Annotated in this window: 16 protein-coding genes and 1 tRNA gene; 11 read left to right on the top strand and 6 right to left on the bottom strand. The window is 71.6% G+C overall.

Going from position 1 to position 18,277, the window contains the following annotated elements:
- Window positions 1-78: 78 nt before the first annotated feature.
- Window positions 79-567 carry a pentapeptide repeat-containing protein gene (locus tag ACFWZH_RS17270; protein ID WP_384430992.1) on the top strand — a complete coding sequence of 163 codons (489 nt, stop codon included), beginning with the start codon at window positions 79-81 and terminating at the stop codon, window positions 565-567.
- Window positions 568-610: 43 nt separating this feature from the next.
- Here ACFWZH_RS17270 and ACFWZH_RS17265 read toward each other — a convergent pair whose 3' ends face one another.
- From ACFWZH_RS17265 to ACFWZH_RS17255, 3 genes are all read right to left on the bottom strand, one after another.
- On the bottom strand, window positions 611-1,504 hold the full coding sequence (locus ACFWZH_RS17265) for an acyl-CoA thioesterase (RefSeq protein ID WP_384430990.1): 894 nt from the start codon (window positions 1,502-1,504) through the stop codon (window positions 611-613).
- A 13-nt stretch (window positions 1,505-1,517) separates the two neighbouring features.
- A complete protein-coding gene (locus ACFWZH_RS17260; protein ID WP_384431239.1) occupies window positions 1,518-2,675 on the bottom strand; it encodes an acyl-CoA dehydrogenase family protein in 1,158 nt (385 codons plus the stop codon).
- A gap of 124 nt (window positions 2,676-2,799) precedes the next feature.
- Window positions 2,800-3,441, bottom strand: a complete 642-nt coding sequence (locus ACFWZH_RS17255; protein ID WP_384430987.1) for a TetR/AcrR family transcriptional regulator — start codon at window positions 3,439-3,441, stop codon at window positions 2,800-2,802.
- Between the two features lie 134 nt (window positions 3,442-3,575).
- Here ACFWZH_RS17255 and ACFWZH_RS17250 point away from each other — a divergent pair, with 134 nt between their 5' ends.
- The 4 genes from ACFWZH_RS17250 to ACFWZH_RS17235 are packed head-to-tail and all read left to right on the top strand — an operon-like array spanning window position 3,576 to window position 9,320.
- Window positions 3,576-5,207, top strand: coding sequence for a carboxyl transferase domain-containing protein (locus ACFWZH_RS17250; protein WP_384430984.1), 1,632 nt, complete (start codon window positions 3,576-3,578; stop codon window positions 5,205-5,207).
- A 26-nt stretch (window positions 5,208-5,233) separates the two neighbouring features.
- Window positions 5,234-7,219, top strand: coding sequence for an acetyl/propionyl/methylcrotonyl-CoA carboxylase subunit alpha (locus ACFWZH_RS17245; protein ID WP_384430982.1), 1,986 nt, complete (start codon window positions 5,234-5,236; stop codon window positions 7,217-7,219).
- Complete coding sequence (locus ACFWZH_RS17240) at window positions 7,216-8,157, top strand: hydroxymethylglutaryl-CoA lyase (protein ID WP_384430979.1); 942 nt, start codon at window positions 7,216-7,218, stop codon at window positions 8,155-8,157. Before ACFWZH_RS17245 ends, ACFWZH_RS17240 begins: the two co-directional genes overlap by 4 nt.
- A 5-nt stretch (window positions 8,158-8,162) precedes the next feature.
- On the top strand, window positions 8,163-9,320 hold the full coding sequence (locus ACFWZH_RS17235) for an acyl-CoA dehydrogenase family protein (protein ID WP_384430977.1): 1,158 nt from the start codon (window positions 8,163-8,165) through the stop codon (window positions 9,318-9,320).
- 118 nt (window positions 9,321-9,438) lie between these two features.
- Here the strand turns inward: ACFWZH_RS17235 and ACFWZH_RS17230 are convergent, their stop codons facing one another.
- On the bottom strand, window positions 9,439-11,046 hold the full coding sequence (locus tag ACFWZH_RS17230) for a beta-N-acetylhexosaminidase (protein WP_384430974.1): 1,608 nt from the start codon (window positions 11,044-11,046) through the stop codon (window positions 9,439-9,441).
- Window positions 11,047-11,252: 206 nt separating this feature from the next.
- On the opposite strand from ACFWZH_RS17230, the gene ACFWZH_RS17225 reads away from it, so the two are divergent.
- Window positions 11,253-11,543 carry a hypothetical protein gene (locus tag ACFWZH_RS17225; protein WP_384430972.1) on the top strand — a complete coding sequence of 97 codons (291 nt, stop codon included), beginning with the start codon at window positions 11,253-11,255 and terminating at the stop codon, window positions 11,541-11,543.
- Between the two features lie 98 nt (window positions 11,544-11,641).
- Window positions 11,642-13,468 carry a glutamine--fructose-6-phosphate transaminase (isomerizing) gene (gene glmS, locus ACFWZH_RS17220; RefSeq protein ID WP_384430969.1) on the top strand — a complete coding sequence of 609 codons (1,827 nt, stop codon included), beginning with the start codon at window positions 11,642-11,644 and terminating at the stop codon, window positions 13,466-13,468.
- 357 nt (window positions 13,469-13,825) lie between these two features.
- Here the strand turns inward: glmS and ACFWZH_RS17215 are convergent, their stop codons facing one another.
- Window positions 13,826-14,347 (bottom strand): universal stress protein, encoded by a 522-nt coding sequence (locus tag ACFWZH_RS17215; protein WP_384430966.1) that lies wholly within the window; start codon window positions 14,345-14,347, stop codon window positions 13,826-13,828.
- A gap of 400 nt (window positions 14,348-14,747) precedes the next feature.
- On the opposite strand from ACFWZH_RS17215, the gene ACFWZH_RS17210 reads away from it, so the two are divergent.
- The 4 genes from ACFWZH_RS17210 (at window position 14,748) to ACFWZH_RS17195 (ending at window position 17,526) form a co-directional block, all read left to right on the top strand.
- On the top strand, window positions 14,748-15,020 hold the full coding sequence (locus tag ACFWZH_RS17210) for a hypothetical protein (protein WP_384430963.1): 273 nt from the start codon (window positions 14,748-14,750) through the stop codon (window positions 15,018-15,020).
- A 349-nt stretch (window positions 15,021-15,369) separates the two neighbouring features.
- The gene (locus tag ACFWZH_RS17205) at window positions 15,370-16,650 is read left to right on the top strand and encodes a GlxA family transcriptional regulator (protein WP_384430960.1); all 1,281 of its coding nucleotides are present in this window, start codon (window positions 15,370-15,372) and stop codon (window positions 16,648-16,650) included.
- Window positions 16,651-16,655: 5 nt separating this feature from the next.
- Window positions 16,656-17,291, top strand: coding sequence for an oligoribonuclease (gene orn / locus ACFWZH_RS17200; RefSeq protein ID WP_384430957.1), 636 nt, complete (start codon window positions 16,656-16,658; stop codon window positions 17,289-17,291).
- Window positions 17,292-17,450: 159 nt separating this feature from the next.
- A tRNA-His gene (locus ACFWZH_RS17195) sits at window positions 17,451-17,526 on the top strand.
- Between the two features lie 84 nt (window positions 17,527-17,610).
- Here the strand turns inward: ACFWZH_RS17195 and ACFWZH_RS17190 are convergent.
- A complete protein-coding gene (locus tag ACFWZH_RS17190; protein ID WP_384430954.1) occupies window positions 17,611-18,261 on the bottom strand; it encodes an NAD(P)-dependent oxidoreductase in 651 nt (216 codons plus the stop codon).
- Window positions 18,262-18,277 lie beyond the last annotated feature (16 nt).

Below are 18,277 nucleotides of genomic sequence, written 5' to 3'. Positions count from 1 at the left end.
ACCGGCCCGACGAGAAATCGGCAGCGGAGTGTGTTCCCATCTTGACTGTCCGTGCTTCACCGGCAGAAAGGATGAGCCATGCGCGCGCTTCCCCCCACCGGCCTGCGGGCCGCGGCCGTCGCCCTGGCCGCGGCCGCCTGTGTGCTGGGCACCCCCACCCCGAGCCCCGCGGCCACCGCGCCAGGCGCCCCCGCTCCCCGGGCCGCCGACGAGCCACCGGCCGACGCCGCCCAGATCGCCCTGCTCAAGCGCGGCGTGGCGGAGTGGAACAACTGGCGCAGGGCGCACCCCGGCGTCAGACCGGCCCTCGCCGGCGCGTACCTCCCCCACGCCGACCTGCGCCACGCCGATCTCACCGGCGCGCGTCTGCGCGGCGCCGACCTGCGCCGCGCCGAGCTCTCCGGAGCCGACCTCACCGGCGCCGACCTCTCCGGCTCCGTCCTCGTCGAGGCCGACCTCACCCACGCCGACCTCACCCGCACCGATCTCTCCGGCGCCTATCTGGAAGGCGCCAGGCTGACCGGCGCCAAGCTGGGCTGCAAGGGCCATACGACCTGCAAGGGATGACGGCCGACGCACCAGGGACGTCGGCGGCCGGGGCACGACTCGCCTAGTGCGCGCGCGGAGCCCTGATCACGCCCTCCTGGATCACCGAGACCGCCAGTCGGCCGTCGGCCGTGAAGATCCGGCCCTTGCCCAGTCCCCGGCCGCCCTGGGCGGTGGGGGACTCCTGGTCGTACAGGAGCCACTCGTCGGCGCTCAGCGGCCGGTGGAACCACATCGCGTGGTCCAGGCTCGCGCCGACCACGTCGCCGACCGCCCAGCCGCCCCGGCCGTGAGCGAGCAGGACGGAGTCCAGCAGGGTCATGTCGGAGACGTAGGTGACCAGGCAGATGTCCAGCAGGGGGCGGGGGATCTCCCCGTCGTCCTCCAGCTTGCCGTGGGTGCGGAACCAGACCTGGGAACGGGGCTCGCGCACCTCGCCGACGGTGCCGAACGGCGGCTCGCCCACGTACCGCAGATCGATCGCGGCCCGAGCTTCCAGCAGCCGGTCGACGACCCCCGGGCCGGCGAACCGGTCGGCGTAGCGGGGCAGCATCTCGGCGGCGGTGGGCAGTTGCAGCGGGTCCGGTGCCGCCGGCATCGGCTCCTGGTGCTCCATCCCCTCCTCGTGCACCTGGAAGGAGGCGGAGAGGTGGAAGATCGGCTGGCCGTGCTGGACGGCGACGACCCGGCGGGTGGTGAAGGACCGGCCGTCGCGGATGCGGTCGACGGTGTAGACGATGGGCGCGCCGGGGTCGCCCGGCCGCAGGAAGTACGCGTGCAGGGAGTGCGGCGGCCTGTCGGCCGGAACCGTGCGCCCGGCCGCGACCAGGGCCTGGGCGGCGACCTGGCCGCCGAAGACCCGGGGTACGACCGAAGCCTGGGACTGCCCGCGGAAGATGTCCTGCTCGATCCGCTCCAGGGCGAGCAGACCGAGCAGGGACTGCAGTGCGTCGTTCACGTGCGGGGGACCCCTACAGGCCCATCGACTTGGCGATGATCGACTTCATGATCTCGCTGGTGCCGCCGTAGATGCGGTTCACCCGGTTGTCGGCGTAGAGGCGGGCGATCGGGTACTCGTTCATGAACCCGTAGCCGCCGTGCAGCTGCAGGCAGCGGTCGATGACGCGGTGCGCGACCTCGGTGCAGAACAGCTTGGCGCTGGCGGCCTCGGCCGGGGACAGCTCACCCGCGTCGAGGGCCTCCAGGGTGCGGTCGGCGACGGCCTGCGCGGCGTCCACCTCGGCCTGGCAGGCGGCCAGCTCGAACTTGGTGTTCTGGAAGGCGGCGACCGGCTTGCCGAAGACGGTGCGCTCCTGCACGTACTGCGTGGCGAAGCGGACGGCCGCCGCGGCCTGCGCGTAGGCGCCGAAGGCTATGCCCCAGCGCTCGGAGGCCAGGTTGAGGCCGAGGTAGGAGAAGCCCTTGTTCTCCTCGCCCAGCAGGTCCTCGACCGGCACCCGCACGTCGACGAAGGCCAGCTCGGCGGTGTCGGAGACCTTCAGGCCCAGCTTGTCCAGCTTGCGGCCGACGGAGTAGCCCTCGGACTTGGTGTCGACGGCGAAGAGGGAGATGCCGAAGCGGCGGTCGTCCTCGCGCGGGGCGGCGGTGCGGGCGCAGACGATGACGCGGTCGGCGTGGACGCCGCCGGTGATGAAGGTCTTGGCGCCGTTGAGGACGTAGTGCGTGCCGTCCTCGGAGAGCTTGGCGGTGGTCTTCATGCCCGCGAGGTCGGAGCCGGTGCCCGGCTCGGTCATCGCCAGCGCCCACATCTCCTCACCGGAGACGAACTTCGGCAGGAACCGCTTCTTCTGCTCGTCGGTGGCGAGCATCTTGATGTACGGCAGGCCGAGCAGCACATGCACGCCGGAGCCACCGAAGGAGACGCCGGCACGCGCGGTCTCCTCGTACATCACGGCCTCGAACTTGTACGAGTCGATGCCCGCGCCGCCGTACTCCTCGCCGACGCGGATGCCGAAGACGCCGAGCTCGGCGAGCTTGTAGTAGAAGTCGCGCGGCGCCTGGCCCGCGGCGAACCACTCGTCGTAGACGGGGACGACCTCGGCCTCGATGAAGGCGCGCAGGGTCTCCCGGAACGCCTCGTGGTCCTCGTTGAACACCGTACGGCGCATCTGCGTCGCCTCCTCCAGCTCACCGGCCAAAGCCTGAATCTAAGCGCTTGCTCAGCGAAAGCTACCGGCCGGTCACCAAAACTGTCCAGAGGTCAACGAAAACCCGTGCGGGCCGGGGCGCGCCCTATGTGCCCGACACCCCCAGCGCCACCGACTCCCCGCTCGCCGACTCGTCGGCCACCGCCCCGAAGGCCCCCAGCGCCAGCCGGTGCAGCAGCTCCGCCATCTCCGTACGGCCCGGCAGGGAGCCGGGGCGGCCCAGGTGGGGGGTGGAGTTCAGCAGGCCGAAGACGGCGTGCACCGCGGCGCGGGCCTGGGACTCGGAGGGCCCGGGGTGGACCTGGCGGACGACCCCCACCCACAGCTCGACGTACTGCCGCTGGAGCTGGCGCACCCGCTTGCGGTCGGCCTCGCGCAGCCGGTCCAGCTCGCGGTCGTGCACGGTGATCAGCGGCCGGTCGTCCAGCGCGAAGTCGATATGGCCGTCGATCAGCGCGCGCAGCACCGCCTCGGGGCTCTCGCCGCCCTCCGCGACCCGCATCCGGCCTCCCGCGAGCAGCCGCTCGCTGATGCCGACCAGCAGCTCGGCGAGCATCGCGTCCTTGCCGGCGAAGTGCCGGTAGAGGCCGGGGCCGGAGATGCCCACGGCCGCCCCTATCTCGTCGACGCCGACGCCGTGGAAACCACGCTCGGCGAAGAGCCGGGCGGCCTCCTTGAGGATCTGCTCGCGGCGGCTGTTCGGGGCGGAGGCCTGCGCATTACTCATGACGTCGATTGTAGACAGCCGGGTTAGTGCTCGTTAACCTGAGGGAAATGAGGTTAACGGCCATTAACCCGGATGGCCCGGCGGACGCCGATCGCGGCGCCGGGGCAGGTGATCGAGCAAGGGGGCTCGTACTGATGGAACAGGCACCGGTGCTGGGGAGCGCGGCCGTTCCGGCGTCCGACTCCTGGCGGGCCAACGAGGCCGCGCACCGCGAGCTGGCCGCCGAACTGCGCGAGAAGCTCGCGGCGGCCCGGCTGGGCGGCGGCGAGAAGGCCAGGACACGGCACACCGCACGCGGCAAGCTGCTGCCCAGGGACCGGGTGGACGCCCTCCTGGACCCCGGCTCGCCGTTCCTGGAGGTGGCGCCGCTGGCGGCGGAGGGCATGTACGCGGGCGCGGCGCCGGCCGCCGGGGTGATCGCGGGCATCGGCCGGGTCAGCGGCCGCGAGGCGCTGATCATCGCCAACGACGCCACGGTCAAGGGCGGCACGTACTACCCGATGACGGTCAAGAAGCATCTGCGGGCCCAGGAGATCGCCCTGGAGAACCGCCTGCCCTGCCTGTATCTCGTCGACTCCGGCGGCGCGTTCCTGCCCATGCAGGACGAGGTCTTCCCGGACCGCGAGCACTTCGGGCGGATCTTCTACAACCAGGCCCGGATGTCGGGCGCCGGCATCCCCCAGATCGCCGCCGTCCTGGGTTCCTGCACGGCGGGCGGCGCCTACGTCCCCGCGATGAGCGACGAGGCGGTGATCGTCCGCAACCAGGGCACGATCTTCCTGGGCGGACCGCCGCTGGTGAAGGCCGCGACCGGCGAGGTCGTCACGGCCGAGGAGCTGGGCGGCGGCGAGGTGCACTCCAAGGTCTCCGGCGTCACCGACCACCTCGCCGAGGACGACGCGCACGCGCTGCGGATCGTGCGGACCATCGTCGCCACGCTCGGCGAACGGCCCCCGCTGCCCTGGACGGTGCGCAAGGCGGACGAGCCCGAGCTCGACCCGGCCGGGCTGTACGGCGCGGTGCCGGTGGACTCCCGCACCCCCTACGACGTCCGCGAGGTGATCGGGCGGATCGTGGACGGCTCGCGGTTCGCGGAGTTCAAGGCCGAGTACGGCACGACGCTGGTCACCGGCTTCGCCCACATCCACGGCCATCCGGTCGGCATCGTCGCCAACAACGGCATCCTGTTCTCCGAATCCGCCCAGAAGGGCGCGCACTTCATCGAGCTGTGCGACCAGCGCGGCATCCCCCTGCTGTTCCTGCAGAACATCTCCGGCTTCATGGTCGGCCGCTCCTACGAGGCGGGCGGCATCGCCAAGCACGGCGCGAAGATGGTGACGGCGGTGGCCTGCACCCGCGTCCCGAAGCTGACCGTCGTCATCGGCGGCTCGTACGGGGCGGGCAACTACTCCATGTGCGGGCGGGCCTATTCGCCGCGCTTCTTGTGGATGTGGCCGAACGCCAAGATCTCGGTGATGGGCGGCGAACAGGCCGCCTCCGTCCTCGCGACCGTCAAGCGCGACCAGCTGGAGGCACGCGGCGAGGAGTGGAGCGCCGAGGAGGAGGCCGCCTTCAAGGCGCCGGTCCGCGAGCAGTACGACACCCAGGGCAACGCCTACTACGCCACCGCGCGGCTGTGGGACGACGGCGTGATCGACCCGCTGGAGACCCGGCAGGTGCTGGGGCTGGCGCTGACCGCCTGCGCCAACGCCCCGCTCCCCCAAAGGGACCCCGCGGCGCCCGGCTACGGCGTCTTCCGGATGTGATCTTGATGAGGGGAATGCCCACACCCATGGCAACGACGATGTTCGACAGCGTCCTGATCGCCAACCGCGGCGAGATCGCGGTCCGTGTGATCCGCACGCTGCGCGCCCTCGGCATCCGCTCCATCGCCGTCCACAGCGACGCGGACGCCGACGCCCGGCACGTCCGCGAGGCCGACACGGCCGTACGGATCGGCCCGGCCCCGGCCGCGGAGAGCTATCTGTCGGTGGAGCGGCTGCTGGACGCGGCGGCGCGCACCGGCGCACAGGCGGTCCACCCCGGCTACGGCTTCCTCGCCGAGAACGCCGGCTTCGCCCGCGCCTGCGCGGCGGCGGGGCTGGTCTTCATCGGCCCGTCCGCGGAGTCCATCGAGCTGATGGGCGACAAGATCCGCGCCAAGGAGACGGTGCGCACGGCCGGCGTCCCGGTCGTCCCCGGCTCCTCGGGCAGCGGGCTGGACGACGGCCAACTGGCCGCCGCCGCACGGGAGATCGGCCTGCCCGTGCTGCTCAAGCCGTCGGCGGGCGGCGGCGGCAAGGGCATGCGGCTGGTCCGCGACGAGACGCTGCTGGCCGACGAGATCGCCGCCGCCCGCCGCGAGGCCCGCTCCTCCTTCGGCGACGACACCCTGCTCGTCGAGCGCTGGATCGACCGCCCCCGGCACATCGAGATCCAGGTGCTCGCGGACGGCCATGGCAACGTCGTCCACCTCGGCGAGCGCGAGTGCTCCCTGCAGCGCCGCCACCAGAAGATCATCGAGGAGGCCCCCTCGGTCCTGCTGGACGAGGCCACCCGCGCCGCGATGGGCGAGGCGGCCGTCCAGGCGGCCCGCTCCTGCGGCTACCGCGGCGCCGGCACCGTCGAGTTCATCGTCCCCGGCAAGGACCCGGCCTCGTACTTCTTCATGGAGATGAACACCCGCCTCCAGGTCGAACACCCGGTCACCGAGCTGGTCACGGGCCTGGACCTGGTGGAGTGGCAACTGCGGGTCGCGGCCGGCGAGCACCTGCCCTTCGCCCAGGAGGACATCACCCTCACCGGGCACGCCATCGAGGCGCGACTGTGCGCCGAGGACCCCGCCCGCGACTTCCTGCCGACCGGCGGCACGGTGCTGGCGCTGCAGGAGGTGCAGGGCGGCGGGATCCGCACTGACTCCGGCCTGACCGAGGGCGGCGAGGTCGGCAGCCGCTACGACCCGATGCTCGCCAAGGTCATCGCCCACGGCCCGGACCGGGCGAGCGCGCTGCGCCGGCTGCGGGCCGCGCTGGCGCAGACGGTCACCCTGGGCGTGACCACCAACGCCGGCTTCCTGCGGCGGCTGCTGGCCCACCCGGACGTGGTCGCCGGCGAGATGGACACCGGGCTCGTGGAGCGCGAGGCGGCCGGCCTGGTCGACGGCGAGGTGCCGCACGAGGTGTACGCGGCGGCCGCGGCGGTGCGGCAGGCCGCCCTGGAACCCCCGGCGGCGCAGGGCGGCTGGCGCGACCCGTTCGCCGCGCCCAGCGGCTTCCGGCTGGGCGGCGAGCCGGCGCCGGTCCGCCACTGGCTGCGGGTGCCGGGCCGCGACCCGGTGCACTACGACGTACGGCCCGCCGCCCCGGCCGGTCGGGTCGAGCCGGACCGCGTACGGATCACCGTCGACGGGGTCCTGCACACCTTCCACCGCAGCGGCGACTGGCTCGGCAGGGACGGCGACTCCTGGCAGGTGACCGACCACGACCCGGTGGCGGCGGCGCTGCGCGGGGCCGCGGGCGGACAGGGCGCGGACACCCTGGCGGCCCCGATGCCGGGCACCGTCACCGTCGTCAAGGTCGCCGTCGGCGACGAGGTGGCCGCCGGGCAGGGCCTGCTGGTGGTGGAGGCGATGAAGATGGAGCACGTCATCTCCGCACCGCACGCCGGGACCGTCACCGAGCTGGACGTCGGCGTGGGCACGACCGTCGCCATGGACCAGATCCTGGCCGTGATCGCGCCCCATGAGACACCCGAGGGCGAGCAGGAGGGCACGTCATGACCGCGGCCGGACTGCCGATGGAGATCCGGGCGGAGAGCCTGCCCACCCGCGTGACGATCCATGAGGTGGGCGCACGCGACGGGCTGCAGAACGAGCAGACCGTCGTCCCCACGGAGGTCAAGGCCGAGTTCGTCCACCGGCTCGCCGACGCCGGCCTGCCGACGGTCGAGGCCACCAGCTTCGTGCACCCCAAGTGGGTGCCCCAACTCGCCGACGCGGAGCAGCTGTTCCCGCTGCTGGGCGACCTCGACCCGCACCGGCTGCCGGTGCTGGTGCCCAACGAACGCGGTCTGGACCGCGCGCTGGCACTGGGCGCCCGCCGGATCGCGGTGTTCGCCAGCGCCACCGAGTCGTTCGCCAAGGCCAACCTCAACCGCACGGTCGACGAGGCGCTGGCGATGTTCGCCCCGGTCGTCGCGCGCGCCAAGGACGCCAAGGTCCATGTCCGCGGCTATCTGTCGATGTGCTTCGGCGACCCCTGGGAGGGCCCGGTGCCGCTCGCGCAGACCGTACGGGTCTGCCGGGAGCTGCTGGACCTGGGCTGCGACGAGCTGAGCCTGGGCGACACCATCGGCGTGGCCACCCCCGGACACGTCCAGCACCTGCTCGCCTCCCTCAACGAGGCCGGCGTGCCCACCTCCCGGCTGGGCGTGCATTTCCACGACACCTACGGGCAGGCCCTCGCCAACACCCTCGCCGCCCTCCAGCACGGCGTCACCACCGTCGACGCCTCCGCGGGCGGCCTCGGCGGCTGCCCGTACGCCAAGAGCGCCACCGGCAACCTCGCCACCGAAGACCTCGTGTGGATGTTGCACGGCCTCGGTATCGAGACCGGCGTCGACCTGGACCGACTGGTCGCCACGAGCGTGTGGATGGCCAAGGCCCTGGGCCGGCCGAGCCCCTCGCGCACCCTTCGAGCCCTCTCCCACAAGGAGTGACCCCCATGTCACTGGACCACCGCCTGCCCGATGAGCTGGAAGAACTCCGGCGTACGGTCGAGGCGTTCGCGCATGACGTCGTCGCCCCGAAGATCGGCGAGTACTACGAGCAGCATGCGTTCCCCTACGAGATCGTGCAGGAGATGGGCCGGATGGGCCTGTTCGGCCTGCCGTTCCCCGAGGAGTACGGCGGCATGGGCGGCGACTACCTCGCGCTCGGGATCGCCCTGGAGGAGCTGGCCCGGGTCGACTCGTCGGTGGCCATCACCCTGGAGGCCGGCGTCTCCCTGGGCGCCATGCCGGTCTACCGCTTCGGCACCGAGGAGCAGAAGCGCGAGTGGCTGCCCAAGCTGTGCAGCGGGGAGATGCTCGGCGCCTTCGGCCTGACCGAGCCGGACGGCGGCTCGGACGCGGGCGCCACCCGCACGACCGCGGTGCGCGACGGCCAGGACTGGGTGATCAACGGCAGCAAGTGCTTCATCACCAACTCCGGTACGGACATCACGGGAGTGGTGACGGTCACCGCGGTGACCGGCCGCAAGGACGATGGCAGCCCGCTGATCTCCTCGATCATGGTGCCGTCCGGCACACCCGGCTTCACGGTCGGCGCCCCGTACTCCAAGGTCGGCTGGAGCGCCTCGGACACCCGTGAGCTGTCGTTCTCCGACGTCCGGGTCCCGGCCGGCAACCTGCTGGGCGAGGAGGCCCGCGGCTACGCCCAGTTCCTGCGCATCCTGGACGAGGGCCGGATCGCCATCGCTGCGCTGGCCACCGGCCTCGCACAGGGCTGTGTGGACGAGTCGGTCGCCTACGCCAAGGAGCGGCGGGCCTTCGGGCGGCCGATCGGCGCCAACCAGGCGATCCAGTTCAAGCTCGCCGACATGGAGATGCGCGCACACACCTCCCGGCTGGCCTGGCGCGACGCCGCCTCCCGGCTGGTGCACGGCGAGCCCTTCAAGAAGGAAGCCGCGCTCGCCAAGCTCTACTCCTCCGAGATCGCGGTGGACAACGCCCGCGAGGCCACCCAGATCCACGGCGGCTACGGCTTCATGAACGAGTACCCGGTCGCCCGGATGTGGCGGGACGCCAAGATCCTGGAGATCGGCGAGGGCACCAGCGAGGTCCAGCGGATGCTGATCGCCCGGGAGCTGGGCCTCACCTGATCCAGCCCGTCTGGGGGCACCTCCCAGCGGTAGCTGGGGGAGTTCGAGGACGGACCCTGGGTCCCACCGGGCCGCAGCCGGCGACGAAGCCCACCACGGCCCGGTGGGCCTCATCGGCTCACCCCCGATGGGGCCACGGCACCTCCGGCGAGCGGTAGTAGTTGATGCCCAGCGCGTCCCAGCGCGGGCCCTGGGCCGCCAGCCGGTACTTGTACGTCTCCCAGTCGTGGGTGCTCGCCGGGGACCAGCCCAGCTCCGCGATGCCCGGCAGCCGCGGGAAGGCCATGTACTCCAGGTGCGCCGAGGTCGAGAGGGTCTCGGTCCACATGGGTGCCTCGACACCCAGGACCGACCCCTCGGGGGCGCCCTTGAGGTAGCGGCCCGGGTCCCAGTCGTAGGAGCGCCTGGCGTCGACGAAGCCGGCCCAGGACAGCCCCAGCGGCGTGTTCTTGTCGTACTTCATGTCCAGGTAGGCCCGGTCGGCGGGCGAGAGGATCAGCGGGGTGCCGTTGCGGGCCGCGTCGACGACCTGGGCCTGCTCCTGCGCGCCGGTCTTGTCGTAGCCCCAGTACTGGGCGACGGCGCCCTTCGCCGGGTGCGCTCCGGTCAGCTGGTGCCAGCCGATCACGGTCTTGCCGTACTTGGCGACCACCGGCTGCACCTTGTCCATGAAGGCGACGTAGTCCTCGTGGCTGGTGGAGTGCGCCTCGTCGCCGCCGATGTGGAGGTAGGGGCCGGGGGTGAGCGCCGCGATCTCGCGGAGCACGTCGTCGACGAAGTCGTAGGTCACCGCCTTGGGCACGCACAGCGAGCTGAAGCCGACGTTGGTGCCGGTGTAGAGCGGCGGCGCCTGGCCGTTGCAGTTGAGCTCGGCGTAGGAGGCCAGGGCCGCGTTGGTGTGGCCCGGCATGTCGATCTCGGGGACGACGGTGAGGTAGCGGTCGGCTGCGTAGCGGACGATCTCGCGGTAGTCGTCCTTGGTGTAGTGGCCGCCGGGGCCGCCGCCGACCTGGGTGGAGCCGCCGTAGGTCGCCAGCCGCGGCCAGGACTCGATCGCGATCCGCCAGCCCTGGTCGTCGGACAGGTGCAGATGCAGCTTGTTGATCTTGTATGCGGCGAGCTGGTCGATATAGCGCTTGACCTGCTCGACGGTGAAGAAGTGCCGCGAGACGTCGAGCATCGCGCCGCGGTAGCCGTAGCGCGGGGAGTCGGCGATGGTGCCGCCGGCGATCCGCCAGGGGCCGGGCCCGGCGCCGTGCCGCTCGGCGCCGGCGGGCAGCAGCTGGCGCAGGGTCTGCACGCCGTGGAAGAGGCCGGCCGGGCGGGCGGCGCTGATGGTGACCGCGCGGCTGCCGGAGGTCAGCCGGTAGCCCTCCGCGCCCAGCCCGCCCGTGCCGCGGCCGCCGAGCCGCAGGACGATGCCGTCCGGGCCGCCCTTGGTGGTCACCGGCAGGTCGTAGCCGGTGGCAGGGCGCAGCAGCCCCGCCAGATAGCCGGCGATCCGCCTGGCCTCGCCGGAGCCGCCGGGCACCCGGATCCGGGTGCCCTCGCCGAGGGTGAACCCGCTTTTGCCGCCGCGCACGGAGGCGGGCGCGGGGACCACCTGGTCCAGCGGGGTGGCGGCCTGGCCGGCGCCGCCGGCGGCGCCCTGCGGGGGTACGGCGGCGGTTCCCAGCCCCGCGGCCGCGACCAGCAGCAACGAGAACAGCAGTCTGCGTCGTCTCATCGACGGTCCCTTCGGCGAACGTCGTTCATGGCAGCGTGCGTGCGTGACACCGTGCATGGCATGGAGCGACCGAGCGGTGACCATGCGTACCGCGAGCCTGGATCAGGGGTCAAGGTGTAGACCACTTTCCCGCACCCAAACCGGGGACCTGCCCGATTCCGGGCAGATTTCTTGCGAATCCTCGCGCGGCCCCGCAGTATCGACGGGTGCTCGAACGCCGTAACCGCAGCGCTGACGCGCCGCACGATGACCTGGTGGACCACCTGGTGCGCAGCACACCGCTGCAGCGCGGTGAGGCCGCCCGGGTGGTGCTCGACGTGCTGGCCTACTTCGACGAGACGACGGAGGAGTTCGTCCGCAGACGCCATCGCGAGCTGCAGTCCCAGGGGCTGCGCAACGAGGCGATCTTCGAACGGATCCGCCAGGAGATGCCGCATCGCGCCGTGGCGCCGCCCGATCTCTCGCCCCGCCAGCTGCGCCGCATGGTCTACGGCTGACACCCGAACGGCGCGCCGGACACGGCGACCGACGCAACGTCTTTCATCGGCACACCGTCTTCAACCGACGACAACTGTCTTTCTCGGAGGGTCACTGTATGTGCGGGATCGTTGGGTATATCGGCAAACGTGATGTCGCTCCGCTGCTCCTCGAAGGCCTCCAGCGCCTGGAGTACCGCGGCTACGACTCGGCCGGTATCGCCATCCACGCGAGCGGCACCGGAAAGGCCGGGGGTCTGAAGACCGCCAAGGCCAAGGGCCGGGTCCGCGAGCTGGAGTCCCGCCTGCCCAAGCGCTTCGCGGGCACCACCGGCATCGCGCACACCCGCTGGGCCACCCACGGCGCGCCCACCGACGAGAACGCCCACCCGCACCAGGACGCCACCGGCAAGGTCGCCGTCGTCCACAACGGCATCATCGACAACGCCGCCGAGCTGCGCGCCCGTCTGATCGCCGACGGCGTGGAGTTCGCCTCCGAGACCGACACCGAGGTGCTGGCCCACCTGATCGGCCGCTCCGGGGCCGAGACGCTGGAGGAGCGGGTCCGCGAGGCGCTGCGGCACATCGAGGGCACCTACGGCATCGCCGTGCTGCACGCCGACTTCACCGACCGCATCGTCGTCGCCCGCAACGGCTCCCCGGTCGTCCTGGGCATCGGCGAGCACGAGATGTTCGTCTCCTCCGACGTCGCCGCGCTGGTCTCGCACACCCGCCAGGTCGTCACCCTCGACGACGGCGAGATGGCCACCCTCAAGGCCGACGACTACCGCACGTACACCACCGAGGGCTCCCGTACGACGGCGACGCCGGAGACCGTCGAGTACGCGGCCGAGTCCTACGACATGGGCGGCCACGACACGTACATGCACAAGGAGATCTCCGAGCAGGCCGACGCGGTGGACCGCGCGCTGCGCGGCCGGATCGACGACCGCTTCTCCACCGTGCACCTCGGCGGCCTGAACCTCGACGCCCGCGAGGCGCGCGGGGTGCGCCGGGTGAAGATCCTGGGCTGCGGCACCTCGTACCACGCCGGCCAGATCGGCGCGCAGATGATCGAGGAGCTGGCCCGGATCCCCTCGGACGCCGAGCCGGCCTCCGAGTTCCGCTACCGCAACCCGGTCGTGGACCCCGACACGCTGTACGTGGCGGTCTCCCAGTCCGGTGAGACCTACGACGTCCTCGCGGCCGTCCAGGAGCTCAAGCGCAAGGGCGCGCGGGTGCTGGGCCTGGTGAACGTGGTCGGCTCGGCGATCGCCCGGGAGACCGACGGCGGCATCTACGTGCACGCCGGCCCCGAGGTCTGCGTGGTCTCCACCAAGTGCTTCACCAACATGGTGGTCTCCTTCGCGCTGCTCGCCCTGCACCTGGGCCGCATCCGCGACCTGTCCGTCGCCGACGGCAAGCGGATCATCGAGGGCCTGCGCAAGCTGCCTGGGCAGATCGACGAGATCCTCAAGGGCGAGGACGAGGTCAAGAAGCTGGCGGCCCACTACGCCGACGCCAAGTCGATGATGTTCATCGGCCGGGTGCGCGGCTACCCGGTGGCCCGCGAGGCCTCGCTGAAGCTCAAGGAGGTCTCCTACATCCACGCCGAGGCCTACCCGGCCTCCGAGCTCAAGCACGGCCCGCTGGCCCTCATCGAGCCCGCGATGCCGACCGTCGCCATCGTCCCGGACGACGACCTGCTGGAGAAGAACCGCGCCGCGCTGGAGGAGATCAAGGCCCGCAGCGGCCGCATCCTGGCCGTCGCGCACCAGGAGCAGGAGAAGGCCGACCACACCATCGTCGTCCCGAAGAACGAGCCCGAGCTGGACCCGATCCTGATGGGCATCCCGCTCCAACTGCTCGCCTACCACACGGCGTTGGCCCTCGGCCGGGACATCGACAAGCCCCGCAACCTCGCCAAGTCGGTGACCGTGGAGTAGTCGCGGCCTTAAGGACGCAAAACCTTAAGGACGCAAAGAGGGGGCGGTGGCCCGCGCGTGCCACCATACGCGCGGAGCACCGCCTCCCCTGCGCCGGCATCGCCCAAACGCCGGCGGGATGCCGCCGCCCCGGGAACCGTCACCTCCCGGCCGGCAGCACGCAGTTGCCGTGCGCGCGGCCGCCCGGGCCCGTGACGCGGCGCGCCCACGTGACCGTTTTCTACCCCTCAGGGGCGCGTAATCCACCTCCGCGCAGCGGCGGAGAGGGAGAAGTCGCCGCGCACGACGTCCATGCCGCGCCCTCAACTATGCGTGGCGCGAGGAGAGATGACCACGCGGCGAAGCCGCCGGCGCGGGTCAGGGAATCACGATCACCGGGCGCTGCGCCCGGCGGGCCAGCCGGCCGGCGACCGAGCCGAAGATCCGGCCGACGATGCCGTGCGTGGAGCCGACCACGATCGCGTCGGCCTCGTACTCCCGGCCGACCTCCTCCAGCTCATGGCAGATGTCGCCGCCGCGCTCGACGAGGATCCAGGGCACCTCGCTGAGGTGGTCGGCGCAGGCGAGCTCCAGGCCGAGCACTTCGGTGCGGTGGTCCGGCACGTCCACGAAGACCGGGGGCTCGCAGCCCGCCCAGACCGTCGTCGGCAGCCGGTTGGCCACGTGGACGATGATCAGCCCGGCGCTGTGGCGCCGTGCGATACCGATTGCATACGCCAACGCTCGCTCGCTCGACATGGAACCGTCGAAGCCGACCACGACGCCGTGCCGGAACACGGGGTCGCAGGAGTGTCGTGGCTCTTCCGCCGCTTCCAGGTCCGCCGTCGGTTCGGCGACCTGCTTGCGGTCCGCGGGTTCGGGGAATTCGTGACCGGCCATGGGTGTCTCGGCGAAGGCGTCCTCTTGCGGAGGGGCGAACGGGGAACGGCGATTGACTTGATCCGGCAGTTGACTGAGCTGGCTCTATCGAGGCGCGGGAGCCATAGTTCAATGAGGAACAATACGACTGGGAATCATCTTTCCAAGTCGATACCCCAAGAGTACGGCTCCACTCCCCCGCTGCCCAGAGCCTGCCGCGGGCGCCGGGCGCCCGTGCGAGGCGGGGCGGGGCCTCGAACGTTCCCCGGAGCATGCCGGAGCGTGGCGCGGAAGGCAATGCCCCGGCCTGCCCCCGTACGTACCCCCTCGCGGTGACCCATGATCGTCGGCGGCGTTGTAGTAGCAGCCCGTCCGAGGGGAGTACGAGATGCCGTCGCGGCCGGACAGATCACCCGACCCAGTGAGCGATGTCGTGCGCTGGGGCGCGTTCGGATGCGCCCTGGTGCCGCTCGTCCTGCTCGCCAGCGGCGCCTCCTGGGCCGGCGCGGCCGGCACCGCCGCCGGCCTCGCGGCGCTGACCTGCGCCTGCCGCGCACTGCTGCGGCGATCCGAACGGACCGCCGCCCGGAAGCGCACCCGCGACACCGGACGCCACCGGGACAAAAGGGGGCGTTCAGGGGTAGCGGCGCGCAGAGGCGGACGCCATTCCGAAGGGCGTACGCCGGTCGATTGAGGCGCTCGCAAGTCCGCGCGCGACCGTTTTCAGCCAACTTCCGGCCGGGTCCCCCACCTTGCCCCGGACCCCCCTCAACCCTTGTGTGAGCAGGGAGGAAAGGACCGCTGGGCATGGTTGTGTCCTACTGCGAACGGGCAGAGCCGAGACGCGTACTTCCCATGCAGGCCCGACGAGTGGAACGCTTCGTGATCGAATGCTTCGCGCCAAGTTGCCATATCGACATACCAGTGGGTGGTGAACTTGGCACTCCATCCTCACGGAACACAGTAGATTCGATCTTGGTAGTTACGGCGGGGGAACTGTGCAGGACCGAGAGGGCGAGACGACCGAGGGGGGCTTAAGTGCCATGAGCCAGGACTCCGCTGCCGTACCAGATGCCGCACGCAAGCTCGCCGCCCGACGACGCCGCGAAATAGTCGCGGTGCTCCTCTTCAGCGGCGGACCTATTTTCGAGAGCTCCATTCCGCTCTCGGTCTTCGGCATCGACCGACAGGACGCCGGCGTTCCGAGGTACCGGCTACTTGTGTGCGCGGGCGAAGATGCGCCTTTGCGCACGACCGGGGGGCTCGAACTATCCGCCCCCTACGGGCTGGAGGCGATCTCCCGTGCCGGGACGGTCGTCGTGCCGGCCTGGCGTTCCATCACACAGGCCCCACCGCCCGCCGCGCTCGACGCGCTGCGCCGGGCGCATGAAGAGGGGGCCAGAATCGTCGGGCTGTGCACGGGGGCGTTCGTCCTCGCCGCGGCCGGACTTCTCGACGGCCGACCGGCCACGACCCATTGGATGTACGCGCCGACGCTCGCCAAGCGTTATCCGTCCGTCCATGTCGACCCCCGCGAGCTCTTCGTCGACGACGGCGACGTGCTCACCTCCGCGGGGACCGCGGCGGGAATCGACCTGTGCCTGCACATCGTGCGCACCGACCACGGCGCGGACGCCGCGAACGCGCTGGCCCGCCGGCTGGTCGTACCGCCCCGCCGGACCGCCTCCGACATGGGGCACCAGCGCTACCTGGACAGGTCATTACCAGAAGAGATCGGCGCCGACCCGCTCGCGGAGGTCGTCGCCTGGGCGCTGGAGCACCTCCACGAGCAGTTCGACGTGGAGACCCTCGCCGCGCGCGCGTACATGAGCCGGCGCACCTTCGACCGGCGCTTCCGCTCCCTGACGGGCAGCGCTCCTCTGCAGTGGCTGATCACTCAGCGGGTGCTGCAGGCCCAGCGGCTGCTGGAGACCTCCGACTATTCGGTGGACGAGGTCGCCGGGCGCTGCGGGTTCCGCTCGCCGGTCGCCCTGCGCGGCCACTTCCGGCGGCAGCTGGGCGCCTCGCCCGCCGCCTACCGCGCGGCCTACCGTGCGCGCCGGCCGCAGAACGGGGCACCCGAGCCCGCGCTCAGACCGGAGCGGGCCGAGCGGCCCGAGCGGGAGCGGGCGGCGCTGGGGGCGGGCGGCGCGGAGCGGTTCTCCGCCGCCGCACTGGCCGGCCACGGCCTGGCGACGGCGGAAGCGGGCGATGCGGGCAAACCCCAGTCGGACGCGTATGCCTCCCGGCTGGCGGAGACCCCGGTCGGCCGCGGAGTGGGACGACCCGTGCTGCCCGGACAGCGCGAGCGCCCCGTAGGGTGAGATGTATGAACGATCGCATGGTGTGGATCGACTGCGAGATGACCGGACTCTCGCTGGCGAATGACGCGCTCATCGAGGTGGCCGCGCTGGTCACCGACTCCGAGCTGAATGTGCTGGGCGACGGGGTGGATGTGGTGATCCGCCCCCCGGCCGAGGCGCTGAGCACCATGCCGGAGGTGGTGCGCCAGATGCACACCGCCTCCGGGCTGCTGGCGGAGCTGGACGGCGGAACGACGCTGGAGGCGGCCGAGGCGCAGGTGCTCGCTTACATCAAGGAGCATGTGCCGGAGCCGGGGAAGGCGCCGCTGTGCGGCAACTCCGTCGGCACCGACCGCGGCTTCCTGCTGCGCGACATGCCGACGCTGGAGAGCTACCTCCACTACCGGATCGTCGATGTGTCGTCCGTGAAGGAGCTGGCCCGGCGCTGGTTCCCGCGGGCCTACTTCAACAGTCCGGACAAGAACGGCAACCACCGGGCACTGGCGGACATCCGCGAATCCATCGCGGAGCTCCGCTACTACCGGGAGGCGGTCTTCGTGCCGCAGCCCGGCCCCGACTCGGACACCGCGAAGGCCATCGCCGCCAAGCACGTCCTGCCGGCCGAACCGCAGCCGGCACCGCAGTCCGCACCGTCGCCGTAAGGCGGCCGGGGCTGTCTTTCGGGTCACGGCCTGACCTGCCGTGACCCGAAAGACACGCCCGCGCCCGGCAGGTGGAAAACCTGGGCGCGAGCACCCCTCCGGACCCTGTACACTTTTTCTCAGCCGGTGGGGAAAAGGAACCACACAGCACCGGTCATGGTGGGTATAGCTCAGCTGGTAGAGCACCTGGTTGTGGTCCAGGATGTCGCGGGTTCAAGTCCCGTTACTCACCCCATGTCAAGGCCCCCGACCTCAGGTCGGGGGCCTTGAACGTTATGGGCTGCGCCCGGCGGGGCGGCAGGGAGCCGGGCGGCGCGGATCAGTAGCCGACGGTGAAGCGCTCGCCGATGTGCCGGGGGCGCTCGATCTCGTCGAGGACGGCGACGGCGTAGTCCTCGGTGGAGATCCGGCTGCTGCCCTCGGCGGCGGTGACCAGGTCGTCGGTGGCGGTGCGGTAGCCGCCGGTGCGCTCGCCGGGCGCGATGGTGGCGGCCGGGCTGAGGTTGGTCCAGCGCACGTCGGAGACGGTCCGGTAGAAGTCCAGCGCGTCGCCGTGGGCGTGCATGATCTGCAGCAGGAACTCGGGCAGGCCCTCCGCGTCCCAGACCTGCTTGCCGTCCGGGGTGCGCAGCGAGCCGGCGCCGCCGACCGCGATCAGCCGGGGCGCGGCGTCGCCGAGGGTGCGCAGACCGGCGACGAGGGACTCGGCGGCGGGCTTGATGGTGGCGACATGGCCCGGCCCGTCGCCGCCGCCGACGGCACTGACCAGCACGTCCTGGCCCTCGGCCGCCGCGGCGACGGAGGCCGGGTCGAGGATGTCGCCGGTGGTCACGGTCAGGTTCGGGTGGGTCGTGGTGATCTTCGCGGGGTCGCGGACGACCGCGGTGACCTGGTGACCGCGCTGGAGGGCCTCGTGGAGGATGCGGCTTCCGATGGTGCCGTTGGCTCCGAAGAGGGCGATCGTGGACATGGTGACTCCCAGCTGT

Origin of the sequence: Streptomyces sp. NPDC059008 (assembly GCF_042749045.1) — a bacterium.
Taxonomy (GTDB): domain Bacteria; phylum Actinomycetota; class Actinomycetes; order Streptomycetales; family Streptomycetaceae; genus Streptomyces.
This window is presented reverse-complemented; position numbering and strand designations above follow the sequence as displayed.

What these genes read in the sequence shown, in the direction of transcription:
- ACFWZH_RS17190 (WP_384430954.1), bottom strand. Translation starts at nt 18,261, where the DNA reads ATGTCCACGATCGCCCTCTTCGGAGCCAACGGCACCATCGGAAGCCGC.
- ACFWZH_RS17245 (WP_384430982.1), top strand. Translation starts at nt 5,234, where the DNA reads ATGGCAACGACGATGTTCGACAGCGTCCTGATCGCCAACCGCGGCGAG.
- ACFWZH_RS17235 (WP_384430977.1), top strand. Translation starts at nt 8,163, where the DNA reads ATGTCACTGGACCACCGCCTGCCCGATGAGCTGGAAGAACTCCGGCGT.
- orn (WP_384430957.1), top strand. Translation starts at nt 16,656, where the DNA reads ATGAACGATCGCATGGTGTGGATCGACTGCGAGATGACCGGACTCTCG.
- ACFWZH_RS17240 (WP_384430979.1), top strand. Translation starts at nt 7,216, where the DNA reads ATGACCGCGGCCGGACTGCCGATGGAGATCCGGGCGGAGAGCCTGCCC.
- ACFWZH_RS17250 (WP_384430984.1), top strand. Translation starts at nt 3,576, where the DNA reads ATGGAACAGGCACCGGTGCTGGGGAGCGCGGCCGTTCCGGCGTCCGAC.
- ACFWZH_RS17205 (WP_384430960.1), top strand. Translation starts at nt 15,370, where the DNA reads ATGAGCCAGGACTCCGCTGCCGTACCAGATGCCGCACGCAAGCTCGCC.
- glmS (WP_384430969.1), top strand. Translation starts at nt 11,642, where the DNA reads ATGTGCGGGATCGTTGGGTATATCGGCAAACGTGATGTCGCTCCGCTG.
- ACFWZH_RS17260 (WP_384431239.1), bottom strand. Translation starts at nt 2,675, where the DNA reads ATGCGCCGTACGGTGTTCAACGAGGACCACGAGGCGTTCCGGGAGACC.
- ACFWZH_RS17230 (WP_384430974.1), bottom strand. Translation starts at nt 11,046, where the DNA reads ATGAGACGACGCAGACTGCTGTTCTCGTTGCTGCTGGTCGCGGCCGCG.
- ACFWZH_RS17255 (WP_384430987.1), bottom strand. Translation starts at nt 3,441, where the DNA reads ATGAGTAATGCGCAGGCCTCCGCCCCGAACAGCCGCCGCGAGCAGATC.
- ACFWZH_RS17270 (WP_384430992.1), top strand. Translation starts at nt 79, where the DNA reads ATGCGCGCGCTTCCCCCCACCGGCCTGCGGGCCGCGGCCGTCGCCCTG.
- ACFWZH_RS17215 (WP_384430966.1), bottom strand. Translation starts at nt 14,347, where the DNA reads ATGGCCGGTCACGAATTCCCCGAACCCGCGGACCGCAAGCAGGTCGCC.